The organism is Sporosarcina sp. FSL K6-1508, from assembly GCF_038007465.1.
Classification (GTDB): domain Bacteria; phylum Bacillota; class Bacilli; order Bacillales_A; family Planococcaceae; genus Sporosarcina; species Sporosarcina psychrophila_B.
This window is the reverse complement of the sequence record NZ_JBBOXF010000001.1, coordinates 3,469,016-3,482,884: the sequence shown is the minus strand read 5'-3', so window position 1 is coordinate 3,482,884 and position 13,869 is coordinate 3,469,016. Positions and strand designations below refer to the sequence as shown.

Sequence of the window (13,869 nt, the reverse complement as noted above, 5' to 3'; positions counted from 1 at the left end):
ATTAATTTCCACCCCGCAATATAAACTTTTCTTTGAAGGACTTAACGTAATGTCTATTTACAATTACTAGTTCTCCATTCGTCAAAGTGGCTTCAAACTTTCCATTGAACAAAGCTCGGACGCTTTCAATGTGCAACGTATTCACAATTAAGTTTTTACTAATGCGGATAAAATGAGTTCCTGTCAACATCTTCTCAATCTCATACAGTTTTAAATCAGTTTCGTAGACGTCTTTTTCATTGTAAAGAAAAGAACGATTATCGATGGATTCGATATAATATGCGCCATCGATAGGAAGGGAATATGTTCGCCCATCTTTTGTCCCGGTTATTGAGGTTGTCATTTGTTTTATTTGTTCGATTAACCGTCTAAGCCGGTCATCGATTTGTCGACAGTTTATAATGACTTCAACTTCGTTGTATTCTTCTGATTCATGAACCTTCAAATGAATAATGACCACATCCTTTAGCGGAAAGACGATTGATGGAATCGTACCATTTTGTGGGTTTTGAAACAATACTTCTCATGTAACATGCATTTTTCTTATGTTAAGTTGCATGGATAGTACAATACCCTTTTAAAAAGCATGCTAAATCGGCTATGATAGTACGAGGTAGACATTAGAAATGGAAGTGTTGTCATGAGTCAATTGATTATAGAAAACCTTACGAAGACCGTTGGGGAGAAAACATTGTTCAAAAATATAGCGTTTACGGTCGTGAGCGGTGAGAAAGTCGGCTTGCTCGGCATCAATGGAACAGGTAAGTCGACGTTGTTATCGATCATCGCAGGAATCGAAGAAGCAGATTCGATTTCGACCGATCATCCGAATAGATACCGGATTGTTTATTTGCCTCAAGAACCTGAAGTCGACCCAGAACTTACAGTGATGGAAACGGTGTTCATGAGTGATGCCCCGATTATCAAGGTCAACTTGGAGTATGAAAACGCACTTCAAGCACTTTCAGCAAATCCGGAGTCTACACTAAATCAGGACCAATACTCGAAATTTCAAAACCAGATGGACGATCTATCCGGTTGGGATATAAACTCAAAAGCAAGGACGATTTTATCGAAACTTGGCATTGAAACGTTTGATAAGAAGATGGGCGAGCTTTCAGGCGGACAGAAAAAACGGGTTACACTTGCAAAAGTACTGATTGAGCCTGCTGATCTCTTGTTGCTGGATGAACCGACAAACCATCTCGATGTAGATTCAATTATGTGGCTGTCGGACTACTTGAAAAATGAACAAGGAGCGGTTATCTTTGTTACCCATGACCGTTACTTTTTAGATGAATTATCTACCAATATCTATGAACTTGCAGATAAAACATTATATTCACATACAGGTAATTACGGAAATTATCTTGAATCGAAAGCCATTCGCGCAGAAATGGCTGCGGCGTCGGATGATAAGCTACGCAATCGATACCGGTCTGAATTGAAATGGATCAGACGAGGTGCGAAAGCGAGATCGACAAAGCAAAAAGCACGGATTGGCCGCTTTGATGAACTAGCGGAGAAAGTTAAAAAAGAAGACACGGGTGGAGAAATGGACGTCGCGCTTAAGTCGACACGACTGGGTAAGAAAGTAATTGAGGCGGTTGGCATTTCGAAGTCGTTCGGCGGCAGAAAAGTTATTGATGATTTCTCATGCATTCTACAATCAGGTGATCGCATAGCAGTTGTTGGACCTAACGGAGCAGGCAAAACAACGTTATTGAATATGTTTTCTGGAGAGAGCGAACCGGATAGCGGATATATCGACAAAGGAACTACAGTTAAGATAGCCCATTTCCAACAGCACACACCAATAATGGATGAGAAAAAACGAATTATCGAATATATTCGAGATACGTCGAATGATATTGAAGATGCTGATGGTGTTCGCATTTCAGCTTCTCAAATGTTGGAGCGTTTTTTATTTCCTACACAAGCACACGGGACACCTATTGGTAAATTATCAGGCGGTGAGCGCAAAAGACTTTATTTATTGAAACTGCTAATGGAGCAACCAAACGTCATGCTGTTAGATGAACCGACTAACGATCTCGACCTTGAGACCCTTTCTGTTCTTGAAACGTTCATTGATACATTCCCAGGCGTTGTCATCACAATCTCCCATGATCGGTTCTTTTTAGATCGCACGTCGACAAAACTATGGGTGATGGATGGCTCAGGCGATATAGACACCTGGTTTGGTATTTATTCTGATTTCCTTGAAACCTATGTGCCTAAAGAAAAATTGGTTCACGAGCCAATCGTTGCAATAGAAAAGCCAGTTCAACAGGAACAAAAAAAGAAAATGTCCTATGCTGAAAAGAAAGAATACGAAACAATTGAGTCGGACATCGAAAAAGTAGAAAAACTGATTGAATCGACGGAAGCAGAAATGGCATCTACCGGCTCCGATTACGATAAACTGAGGGAACTTACGGCAACACTTGACGAGGTAAATAGTAAATACGAAACACTTATTGAACGCTGGTCTTTTTTACAAGAATTGAATAAGTCCCAATGAAAGGGGAAAATACACTTGAAAATAGTAACAATTGAACCGACACCAAGTCCCAACTCCATGAAAATTGTACTCGACACGGAGTTACCTAAAGGTACTAGTCATAATTATAAAAAAAACGACGCGGAAACAGCATCCTATCCAGCCTCAGCATTATTGAGTATTAATGGCGTAAAAGGAATTTATCATGTCATGAACTTCATGGCAGTCGAGCGAATTGGCAATGTCGCGTGGGAATCCATTCTTGCAGACGTCCAAGCCGTTTTTAATGAAGAGCAAAGTACACAGACAGAAACTACAAATGAGTTTGACGATAGCTACGGGGAAGTTTACGTACACGTTCAAACCTACAAAGATATCCCTCTTCAAGTGAAGGTATTTGATAGTATTTCTGAAGAACGATTTGGCCTAAGTGAACGCTTTACGCAGGCGATGGAAAATGTCCATGGACGTGAAGTGGAAAATTATATCTTGCTTCGTAAATGGGCAGATTATGGCATTCGTTACGGAGAAAAAGTTGAAATCGGTGAGACCGTGATACAGGAAATTGAAGCGGCGTATCCAGAAGAACGCTTGCAAGGCATTATCCGTCAGGCAAATGAAGGACAAAGTGAAGGTATCCAGCGCGGAAGAAAGATTTCTTTGGAAGAGTTTTCGGTGGATCAATGGGAAACTAGATTCCAACTGCTAGATCAAATCCCTGATCCGGACATGTCAGATGTGCCGCTCCTTGAGCGTGCACTTGACGATGAAAAGATGTCAATCCGACGCCTTGCAACGGTTTATCTTGGTATGATCGAAGACGCCGCTGTCATTCCATATGTAGAAAAAGCATTGAAAGATAAAAGCTGGGCAGTTCGCCGTACAGCCGGAGACTGCATGAGTGACCTGGGTTTTGAGGGGTTCGAACAGGCAGCAATCGAAATTTTGATGGATAAGAACAAACTGGTACGCTGGCGTGCAGCTATGTTCTTATACGAAACTGGAACTGAAAAGGCGCTTCCTGCTTTAAAGGCAGCGGAAGATGATCCGGAGTTTGAAGTCAAACTTCAAGTCCGTATGGCAATAGCAAGAATTTCTGAAGGCGAAGAAGCCCAAGGTTCTGTTTGGAAACAAATGACGAAAGCACGTACAGGTTCACAAGAATAATGTAACAAGTCTGATTATCAAAAATAAAAACGTTAGTGGATGTGAAAGACTTACACTCCACTAACGTTTTTTAAAAAGGGAAAACATATTATTTTGAGTTGGAGCTCTGTCCAGACTTCAGGCGCCAGCCGCTTGGGTCATAAGCAATCCAGCTTGGAAGGATTGGACTGCTTCCTTTCCAAGCAAAGAGCGCCACAGCTAATTGAAATTATCAAATGATAGGTATAATTTTTAACATTGCTTAGCGTTCCGAATCATCCCTCTTTTATCTTTAGCTATTTGGTGATATAGTAGGATACTTGTGATTCTTTTTTTTTGCGAGTTTATCACATACATACGCACTATTTTCATTCATAGAAAGGTCGTTAGTGAACATGGGACCACTTAAAGGTAATAAACGAATACGATTTGCATTACTTCTTGGAGCACTAGCAGCGATGGGCCCCTTAACAATTGATATGTATTTGCCTTCATTCCCCACAATCGTAGAAGCTTTCGGCACCACAGCTACCTTTGTGCAGGTTAGTTTAACTGCCTGTCTGTTAGGGATCGGATTAGGTCAACTTATTCTTGGCCCCATGAGTGATGTCCATGGACGGAAAAAGCCCTTGCTTATTGCACTTATTGCCTATTTCGTCGCATCACTCTTATGTGTATTTTCCCCGAATATCGGGTTCTTCATTGCCGCTCGTTTCTTGCAGGGATTTGCTGCGGCCGCAGGTATCGTTATTTCAAGGGCTGTTGTCCGAGATTTATATAGTGGACGGGAATTGACGAAGTTTTTCGCTTTACTCATGCTGATTAATAACTTAGCACCAATTCTCGCACCTGTTCTTGGGGGAGGTATCCTCGCGTTTACTGAGTGGACTGGGGTATTTGCAGTCTTAAGCGCAATCGGCTTTTTGCTATTTGTCATTGTCCTTTGGAGAATGGATGAAACATTGCCGGAACAAATGCGCGTGCCGAGTAAACTCTCTCATACATTAAAAAACTTTCTCTCGCTGCTTAAAAGTAGGGAATTCATGGGGTATGCGCTTGCCCAAGGTTTCATCATGGCCGGTATTTTTGCTTATGTCGCAGGAACACCTTTCGTTTATCAAAATATATACGGCGTTTCACCACAGACATTCAGCATATTATTCGGTATGAATGGAGTTGGACTTATTATTGGGACTCAGGTAGTGGGACGCTTAACAGGTGTTGTCTCAGAAAAACGATTTTTAGAATCGGGTTTGTTCATCTCTATCACTTCAGGCGCATTGCTGCTGATTGCTGTGTTACTGAATGGGCCGCTTATTACCATCGTTGTTCCTATCTTCTTCTTCGTTGCTTCGATTGGCGTCATTTCGACATCATCTTTTTCACTCGCGATGGAAAAGCAAGGCCATATTGCTGGAAGTGCATCGGCATTACTTGGACTATTGCCTTTCATTTTAGGAGCAATAACAGCACCTCTTGTAGGTATTGCTGGGGAAGAGACCGCAATTCCAATGGGTGCCATTATCTTCGCTTCAGCTTTCATTGCAGTCTTGGCATACTTCGGACTCTCAAGGGGCAAAGTCGAAAAAAACTAATATACGGCCGCTTATCCAAATGGGTAAGCGGCTTTTTTTGAAAAAACTCCAGCAGATTACACACACCTTCTTATGCCATCTGAATATAATGATATATCCGTTGAATAGAGGTGTGGGAGAGAGAACAATGAGAGAAGTCATCATCGCATTGATCAGTTCTTCAATTACAATCGTCATCACAAGCTTTTTTAATTATCATTTTCAAATAATGAAAGAGTTACGAAACGAAGCTGTTAAATATAAAACAGAAATTTTAAGAAAAGTGTACACACCATTATTAAAAATACTAGTAGCGGCCGTAGTGCCAGGAGATGGGTATGATGGCATTACAAAAGAAGCTTTTTTTGAAATTGAAGAAGTGATCAAGGGAAACTATGAGTTAGTAGATCCTGATTTAGATTCAATTATTTGGGCCATAAAAAAAGACATCAGATGGGAACACTACGAAGAAAGTTTAAAGTTATTTGATAAAAATAAGCTGTTATTGCACCATGTTGAACTTAATTTCAACTTTTACAGAAAACAATTAGGATTGCCATTTAACAGTGCGAAGCTAAAAAAAGAAATGAAATGAATTGGACACTTTAAAATGTTCGAATTTAGCGTGACCTTTACTTATTTGTCTGAAAGTGGACAAGTGCCGCCATCCAAAAACGCAGGGTGAATAGTATAGATAGAAAGGTACTTTAGATTTCCGCGGCAATTTAAAAATAACCAGTACTTTTTAATAGGACACGATAAGGAGGTGTCACAAATGGTGAAAATCGTAATCGATGCGGGACATGGATTGAATACGCCAGGTAAACGTTCTCCTGATGATGAAAGAGAGTGGTCATTTAATAATAAAGTAGCTAAATACGCCATAGCTAAATTAAAAACATACAAAGATGTGGAAATTCTTCGTGTGGATGATCCGACCGGGAAAACAGATGTACCACTTAAAACACGCACGAGCCTTGCTAATAAATGGAAAGCGGATGTATATGCATCTATCCACCATAATGCCTTAGCAAATAAATGGGGGAACCATAGCGGTATTGAAACCTATACAATGGACAACCCAAAAGCAAATCCGAAATCAATTGAAATTGCAGGTGCTATACATCCACGGATTGTTATGGCGATGGGGATAAGTGATCGGGGTATGAAGCGGGCGAACTTCCACGTTCTGCGTGAATCTGCTATGCCGGCAATCTTAACAGAGGGGGGATTTATGGATTCTACAGGTGACATAATAAAGTTACGAGACAATCAATACTTGAAAGCCCAAGGAGAAGCTATTGCGGAAGGATTGGCTACATTCTTTAAATTGCAGCCGATAACTAGTCCAACATTAGCCCTCAAGGAAGGAGCACATAAATTGTATAAACCATCATCGCAGTCACTTATCAATTCGACAAGTGCCGTTTTAAAGAAGCTTGAAAAGATGGCAGATGACCCATTATCCCCGATATGGCATGAAAAGTTAGTAAAGGGAACATTGACAGATTCTGATGCAATCGGGCTCTTGTATGTAGCAATTGACCGTGGACTTTTGGTGGACGAAAAGTAAGTATGTGCCATCGAGACTATGATGATTGTGAAAAAATCATAACTAGTAAAATTTGAAGATAATAGTTGCTACTGTTAGGGAAGAATCACAATTTCATGGTAAGTACTAAAACAAGCCATCTGCTCCCAATCAGGGAAGACGGCTTGTTTCTACTAATAACAGATTACTGTGATGGGAAAAAGGTGTACAGGCCTATATCATGTATCCATATTTTTGCATCCTCACCATTGGGATCAGCCACCCATAAATCGCCTTTGGCTGAAGCAAAATCGCTTTTTCGTATCCAAGTAATTTTATTGATTGAAGGGAAAAAAACGGGTTTATAATCGCCTTTGTCTTTGGGCGGCATCGTTATTTTTAGTTGTTTTTGACCCGTTAGTGCTAAAAAGTATAATGAAGCTTTTGGACGTTTCCCAGCATCGTTTGACCATTCACTTTCCTTTACTCTTGAAACGATAAGCGAACTGTCGTTCACCCATGAAAAATCCATTTCCGAATATTTTTTTGGGGTTAGATTTACTGCGTGGTAAGCTGGAATTTCCTTTACTTTTAGATTTTTATTTTTAAAACCTAAAACAATTCTTCCGCCGCCGGCAATATAACCGAGTAAGTTTTCATTATAAGCCCATTTCGGTGTGAATTCCCAGATGACTTCATCTAAAACTTCAAATTTTTTTCCGTCTATAGAAATCACACAAAGCATATCACTGTCCATCGCTAGAGATGCCGTTGGAGTCACGATAAAGGAAATCCACTGTTTATCTGGAGAATAGGAAAATGATTCTGCATTTATCGAAGGAACTTTCACGTCACCTTTCACTACCTCGTTTGGAATCACAAAGAACTTTGTCACATTGTTCGTTAAATCTCTGATGTTTTGATAGCCATTTGCTATTGATATCGTGTAAAGGACAGGGTTAGTCCATCCATCCGGTCGAAGCGAAGCACTTGAAGAGACGATGAAGCCCTTTCCGTCCGGCTGCCACTCATAATCATTTACCCCCAAAGCGATATTATAGAATGTTTTTAAATCAGATATATTCAATACACCGTTATCGCTAAAAGAGACAATATTTTCAGTTGGAGACCATTTAGGGTTTAATCCGTCATGAAAAATTTTTAAATGCTTTTTTGTTTCCAAGTCATAAACCCACAATTGATTTGAGATCCGCTTATGTTCATTTACTAATTCCACGACTTTTTTTTGATAAAGAATCATATTTCCATCGAAAGACCAAAGTGGCGGGTAAGGGTATATTGCTTTTTCATCCGTGAGTACTTGCTCTTTTTCGTCGATTTTAATCCATAAATAGCCATCTCTAATAAACGCTACTTTTATACTTGACGCATTTGCTTCCGAAGTAATAAAGGATGGAAAAATCAAGCATAAGCTAATAAGAATATGGAAAAACCTTGCCATAAAATCACCTCTTATGACGTATGTTCCCCCAAAAACGAATAATTAGGTATGAATGAGAATGTTTACGGATTCAAGGCAAAACACTAATTGAATTTGCAAATGTACAGAGGACCGAAATAGTAGTTTTCTTATAAAAATCAACATACGCACCTAACAATACTTTAATAAAAATAAGGATCTCCTTCAAAATTGCATCGTGAATGGAATAAATAAATCTTGAAGCTTATTTCTTTATGGTGTACTATTACACCAATTGGATGGATAAGTAACTTTTGGAAAGGGAGTTAGTAATAGATGAATAAAGAGCAATTGATTGAACTTATTTCTAGTAAAATGAGACTTATTCGGTTGGAAAAAAGTTATTCACAGGAAAAAATGGCAGAGATTATGGGGATGTCAAAAAAAACACTTATCCAAATTGAAAAAGGAAGAATGTTATCGGGGTGGACAAATGTAATTGCGGTATGTGCCTTATTCAGAGATAGCGAAATTTTGAAGTCTGTTTTGGGAGATGAGCCCCTAGAAATCATTGAAACTATCGCACACAATGGAATAGATAGACCGAGGGATAAGTCAATGGGAGGAAGAGTTTGGTGGCAAGAAATCGATAATAAAGGGAGTTTTCGATTGCAACAAAACGTAATTAGTCAACATTATCGAATCTTAGATGACAAAAATTATCGATGGTATAGCTCATTTGAAGAGCAAGAAGCCTTAATGCGTTTAAGTGAGTTATCCAAAGGGGAGTCGTCTGATGAAACCTGGGAATAACTTTATCGGGAAGGACTTTATGGAAATATTATGGTTAATTGTAACTTTAATTCCAGTGCCATTTCTTTTTCATTACTATGAATATGGACAGCATATTAAACATGAAGAAGCTACTTTTCTACTTCCGAGCGCTATTTTGTTTGTAATTGTAGCTGGTTTATTATCAAGAAACGTTAAATTGCGTTATATTTTTTTTGTGAATATCATAACAGGGCTGTTATCAATATTTTTGGCTTCTAATTTTATTTTTGATGAAGGTGCCTGGTTTAAACCTGTAGGAAGGGAAGGCGCAGTTATATTTATTGCATTAGTTTTATTTACAGGACAACTATTAGTTAGATTGCTTTCGAGGACATTTGTCGTGAGAAATAAAGCGTGAAATACTCCTACTTAGTTTCAGAGCATGGAAGACAATCCGAAAGCGCTATCAATTAATTGTTTTGTGGGCTATCTTGATTCGGTGTTTAGGTGCCAGCAGCTAGCAAGATGAGTTTTATTGAGCAAGAGGAGTCCCCTACGCGTCAAAGCGGATTAGAATAGATTCCTCATTTCATCCTATTTAGTCGCTATTAAGTGAAAAAATACAGAGAACAAGGTAATATGAAAGATGGAAAAACCTTTTACAACAAGCACTATTTAAATAGATTGAAAGGGGATTATTATATGAATGCATACGATGATTACATGAAGGGCATCGTGAAACCGATGCGTGAAGAACTTTCACAAAATGGATTTACGGAACTAACGACTGCTGAGGATGTTGAAGAAACGATGAAGTCAATTGAGGGAACAGCGCTAGTTGTTATCAATTCGGTTTGTGGGTGTGCCGCAGGTCTTGCGCGTCCAGCAGTGAGAGAAGCAATACAGGAAGCCGAACATAAACCAGATCACTTGTTGACAGTATTTGCAGGACAAGATAAAGAAGCGACAGCTATGATGCGGGATCATTTCCCAGAAGTACCGCCGAGTTCACCTTCAATTGCACTATGGAAAGATGGGGCGCTTGCGTACTTTATCCCGCGGGAACAAATCGAGAATTTTGAGATGGAGCAAATTAAAGATCATCTGTCAGAAGTACTTGGCCAAGTTTGTAAGTAATGAGTACTGTCATCACGACCGCAGGCAGACCTGATGATTACTCTTTGAAACTTGCGGTAAAAGCATCTGAAATTCTTGGTTTTCCGATTGTCGAACGTAAAAAACAATCGGTATCCCGGATACAAAGTACGCATGGATCAGACGTTATTGTAGCGGGAAAAAACCGGTATGATTTCTATCGTATCGGAATGGATGAACCGTTTTTCTTTCATCCTAATTCTGCAGCGTTCAGATTGAAAAGGTTAGTGAACGGCGAAACAGACCCGTTAATCGACATAACTCAATTACAAAAAAATGATTCATTTCTCGATTGTACACTCGGGCTCGGCTCTGACAGTATTATTGCTTCATTTATCACTGGTGAAAACGGCAAAGTATTTGGCATTGAAGCAGATCCAGCTATCGCATTCATAACCGACCAAGGTCTTCGTTCGTTCCCATCAGAATCAGAGCAACTTGTTCAGGCTATGAATCGAATCGAAGTCATTCAGTCGGAAGCAGTTGAGTTTTTGAGGCAACAAGTCGATTCGTCATGGGATATTGTCTACATGGACCCGATGTTTCAGACGCCAATTGTAGAATCGTCAAATTTTACACGACTGCGTCAAGCTGGCTTGCATAGTTCACTTACAGATGAATGGATAGAACAAGCACTTCGTGTATGTAAGCGGCGTATTGTCGTAAAAGACCAGTTTGATTCACCTATATTCAAACGATTTCATATGGAACAAAAAATTAGGCCAAACACAAAGTTCCATTTCGCTTTTATCGAAAAATGAAAAACGCCGTCGTCCTCTAAGTTGAGGACGACGGCGTTAATTGAAATTAATGAGTGAAATTCAACGAGCTTAGGTATAGGACCAACGCAAGCATCCCTAGGCCGATAAACAATTGTACATCCATCAGTGAGTACCTCCTTCAAAAAAACGAACATTTATCTTCATTTTTATTGTACAATGAAAGTTAGAAAGAAGAAACCTTTATCAACACCTTTTCGTCAAATAGACAAATGCGTCTTAAAAAATACACATAATTGCGGGTGAGATGTTATGAAAAAATGGTTACAGAAAACGCTCATTGTTGCCGTAGCACTCTTGACATTCGGTGCCATTTCACCGAATCATGAAATTTGGACAAACTTGCAAGATAAAGACGTTTCGAAACATTCGGTAGGTCCTTCGCGAAGTGAAGACTATTCTATTGGATTAGCAGATTCGGTAACGAATGATAGTTTAGAAGATAATCCGGAGTCTATAGAAGAATTATTTATCACGTCTGCGAAAAAGTTATCTTATATGAAATTTGGAACTAAGGTTGGACCTGTAATCGCTGATGAATTTGACAATGTCATTTTTCCGAAAATTGAAGAAGCAATTCAAATGACGCTTTCAAGTTCCGGGGATTTACATAAACGACGTCTTGCTATCAGTGAAAAACCCGCAGGAGACTACTCCGAAAAAATATTCAATGTATATGATATCGAAGATAGAAAAGACCTTATTCGTTTTCATGTACGTACTGAAAAGAGGCCGCAAGACGGCTATTTCTACAACTTCCACTATCACATTGCTGATGATAATTTTATAGCTCATCATTCAATCGGAGACATCTATTGGGCAAAAAACACGCCACCTAAGTGGCTATCTTAAAAAATACTTATGATTACTATTGGAAAAGCCGAGCTGGAAAATGCTCGGCTTTTTTGCGTTTATCATTATACTTTATGAGTTGATTTGAAAAATTCTGTCGGGTCTGCCCCGTCTACCCTCTGTAAAGCGACTAAGCTCAATTTAAACAATCATACAAAAATACTCAATTCATAATGATAGTTGCAAAAATCCCTAATCCGATCCCAATAACGATAGCGGCTGCATAGTAAAGTGCTCGTTTCAATTTTTCATCCTTTCATTTACTTTGTACATTTAGTTTATTGATAGAGATTACAATATATACGGCAGCGGAATTTACCATATTACTTTTGCAATGAATACGAATAAAAATGATTTGACAATCCCTACCACAATCATTCTTCGTAGTACTCGAGTCACGAGCTTAAATCCTAGTACTTGCCAATAGAAATCTTAGAAATTTGACATTTCAAAGACGAAAAACACACCTCTGGCATGGTTATCCTAAATAACTATGCCAGAGGTGTGTTTTTATTATGATAGCTACATTATATTTGATATACTGAACACTAATGCAAGGAGGCTTTCTAGTGAAACAGTATTTAGAATTATGTAAACATGTTCTTGAAACAGGTGAAAAAAAAGAAGACCGCACAGGTACAGGGACAATCAGCGTCTTTGGTTATCAGATGCGCTTCGATTTAAATGAAGGTTTTCCCCTTATGACAACGAAAAGAACGGCTTTCCGGCTTATTTCATCTGAATTGTTATGGTTTTTAAAAGGCGATACAAATGTCAAAACGCTCATTGAAGACCGCAATCCAATCTGGGATGAATGGGCTTTTGAACAATGGGCGACGAGTTTGGAATACAGTGGTCCAGATATGACCGACTTCGGACGCCGCGCTTCAAGAGATCCAGAGTTTGCGGCTGTCTATAAAATTGAAATGGATGCATTCAAAAAGCGTGTTGTGGAAGATGATGAATTTGCTGCGAAATATGCCGATCTGGGGCCGGTTTATGGCAAGCAGTGGCGTTCGTGGTCAAATGGAGAACAAACGATTGATCAAATTGCCAATTTGATTGAAGGTATTAAAAATAATCCTGATTCCCGCAGACATATTGTGACTGCATGGAACCCTTCTGAAGTTGAAGAAATGGCTTTGCCGCCGTGTCATGCATTATTTCAGTTTTATGTCGCGGATGGTAAATTGTCATGCCAGCTTTACCAGCGAAGTGCGGACATATTCCTGGGTGTGCCATTCAATATTGCATCCTATGCGCTATTAATCCATTTGATCGCACATGAATGTGGTCTTGGTGTCGGTGAATTCGTCCATACACTTGGAGATGCGCATATTTACACGAATCATATCAATCAAGTGAATGAGCAATTGACACGGGAACCCCGACAACTGCCGACGTTGAAGCTGAATATCGAAGGCAAAACAATTTTTGAATTGGAAACGCAAGATATCGAACTGGAAAATTATGAACCACATCCAAAAATTAAAGCACCAATTGCCGTTTAAAGATAGGAGGATTTCCATGATTTCACTGCTTGTAGCCCATGACCTGAATAGGGTCATTGGTGTCAATAATGACTTACCGTGGCATATTCCAGAAGACCTTGCTTACTTCAAAAAGATGTCGATGGGAAAAGCAATGGTAATGGGACGTAAAACGTACGAATCGATCGGCAGGCCTTTGCCTGGACGGCTGAGTATCATCGTTACAAGAAATGAGTCTTATACAGTTGAAGGTGCTGTCGTCGTACACAATCTAAAAGATGCGATTGCTAGGGCGGAGGAATACGCAGAAGAAGTGATGATTATCGGTGGAGCGGAAATTTTCCGAACAGCTCTGGAAGTGGCAGATCGCCTCTACATTACGCATATTCAAAAACAGTACGACGGGGATACTTTTTTCCCTTCATACGGCCCTGAATGGAAGCTCATATCGACTTCGGAAAATCACATCACAGAAGACGGCATTCCTTATTCATTTCTCGTGTACGAAAAGAATAACTGATATAAACTGAGCGAAGGCGCCTTCCAAGGGGAAGCCGAAGCCCTAAGAATGGCGGCGAAGCTGCTTGGCTTAGGGAGGGAGGCATCCCCTAGCGCCGTAGCGGATTCAATGGTACAACATATATA

The 13,869-nt window shown here is 39.6% G+C and carries 14 protein-coding genes; 12 read left to right on the top strand and 2 right to left on the bottom strand.

Going from position 1 to position 13,869, the window contains the following annotated elements:
* Window position 1: 1 nt before the first annotated feature.
* Window positions 2–517 (bottom strand): LytTR family DNA-binding domain-containing protein, encoded by a 516-nt coding sequence (locus tag MKZ11_RS17635; RefSeq protein WP_340795669.1) that lies wholly within the window; start codon window positions 515–517, stop codon window positions 2–4.
* Window positions 518–640: 123 nt separating this feature from the next.
* Here MKZ11_RS17635 and MKZ11_RS17630 point away from each other — a divergent pair, with 123 nt between their 5' ends.
* The 5 genes from MKZ11_RS17630 (at window position 641) to MKZ11_RS17610 (ending at window position 6,796) form a co-directional block, all read left to right on the top strand.
* Window positions 641–2,524, top strand: coding sequence for an ABC-F family ATP-binding cassette domain-containing protein (locus MKZ11_RS17630; protein ID WP_340795668.1), 1,884 nt, complete (start codon window positions 641–643; stop codon window positions 2,522–2,524).
* 15 nt (window positions 2,525–2,539) lie between these two features.
* Complete coding sequence (locus MKZ11_RS17625) at window positions 2,540–3,670, top strand: conserved virulence factor C family protein (protein WP_340795667.1); 1,131 nt, start codon at window positions 2,540–2,542, stop codon at window positions 3,668–3,670.
* 374 nt (window positions 3,671–4,044) lie between these two features.
* Complete coding sequence (locus MKZ11_RS17620) at window positions 4,045–5,244, top strand: Bcr/CflA family multidrug efflux MFS transporter (RefSeq protein ID WP_340795666.1); 1,200 nt, start codon at window positions 4,045–4,047, stop codon at window positions 5,242–5,244.
* A gap of 127 nt (window positions 5,245–5,371) precedes the next feature.
* Window positions 5,372–5,818, top strand: a complete 447-nt coding sequence (locus tag MKZ11_RS17615; RefSeq protein ID WP_340795665.1) for a hypothetical protein — start codon at window positions 5,372–5,374, stop codon at window positions 5,816–5,818.
* 180 nt (window positions 5,819–5,998) lie between these two features.
* Window positions 5,999–6,796, top strand: coding sequence for an N-acetylmuramoyl-L-alanine amidase family protein (locus MKZ11_RS17610; RefSeq protein ID WP_340795664.1), 798 nt, complete (start codon window positions 5,999–6,001; stop codon window positions 6,794–6,796).
* A gap of 163 nt (window positions 6,797–6,959) precedes the next feature.
* Here the strand turns inward: MKZ11_RS17610 and MKZ11_RS17605 are convergent, their stop codons facing one another.
* Complete coding sequence (locus tag MKZ11_RS17605) at window positions 6,960–7,937, bottom strand: TolB domain-containing protein (protein WP_340795663.1); 978 nt, start codon at window positions 7,935–7,937, stop codon at window positions 6,960–6,962.
* A 573-nt stretch (window positions 7,938–8,510) separates the two neighbouring features.
* Here MKZ11_RS17605 and MKZ11_RS17600 point away from each other — a divergent pair.
* The 7 genes from MKZ11_RS17600 (at window position 8,511) to MKZ11_RS17570 (ending at window position 13,744) form a co-directional block, all read left to right on the top strand.
* Entirely contained in the window at window positions 8,511–8,987 is a 477-nt protein-coding gene (locus MKZ11_RS17600) for a helix-turn-helix transcriptional regulator (RefSeq protein ID WP_340795662.1), read from the top strand.
* The gene (locus MKZ11_RS17595; protein WP_340795661.1) at window positions 8,971–9,366 is read left to right on the top strand and encodes a hypothetical protein; all 396 of its coding nucleotides are present in this window, start codon (window positions 8,971–8,973) and stop codon (window positions 9,364–9,366) included. Before MKZ11_RS17600 ends, MKZ11_RS17595 begins: the two co-directional genes overlap by 17 nt.
* Before the next feature lie 284 nt (window positions 9,367–9,650).
* On the top strand, window positions 9,651–10,085 hold the full coding sequence (locus MKZ11_RS17590; RefSeq protein ID WP_340797042.1) for a BrxA/BrxB family bacilliredoxin: 435 nt from the start codon (window positions 9,651–9,653) through the stop codon (window positions 10,083–10,085).
* Window positions 10,085–10,864, top strand: coding sequence for a class I SAM-dependent methyltransferase (locus tag MKZ11_RS17585; protein WP_340795660.1), 780 nt, complete (start codon window positions 10,085–10,087; stop codon window positions 10,862–10,864). The genes MKZ11_RS17590 and MKZ11_RS17585 overlap by 1 nt, the downstream gene beginning before the upstream one ends.
* 270 nt (window positions 10,865–11,134) lie before the next feature.
* On the top strand, window positions 11,135–11,734 hold the full coding sequence (locus MKZ11_RS17580; protein ID WP_340795659.1) for a YpjP family protein: 600 nt from the start codon (window positions 11,135–11,137) through the stop codon (window positions 11,732–11,734).
* 569 nt (window positions 11,735–12,303) lie between these two features.
* On the top strand, window positions 12,304–13,245 hold the full coding sequence (locus MKZ11_RS17575) for a thymidylate synthase (protein WP_340795658.1): 942 nt from the start codon (window positions 12,304–12,306) through the stop codon (window positions 13,243–13,245).
* A gap of 16 nt (window positions 13,246–13,261) precedes the next feature.
* Window positions 13,262–13,744 (top strand): dihydrofolate reductase, encoded by a 483-nt coding sequence (locus tag MKZ11_RS17570; protein ID WP_340795657.1) that lies wholly within the window; start codon window positions 13,262–13,264, stop codon window positions 13,742–13,744.
* Window positions 13,745–13,869: the final 125 nt, after the last annotated feature.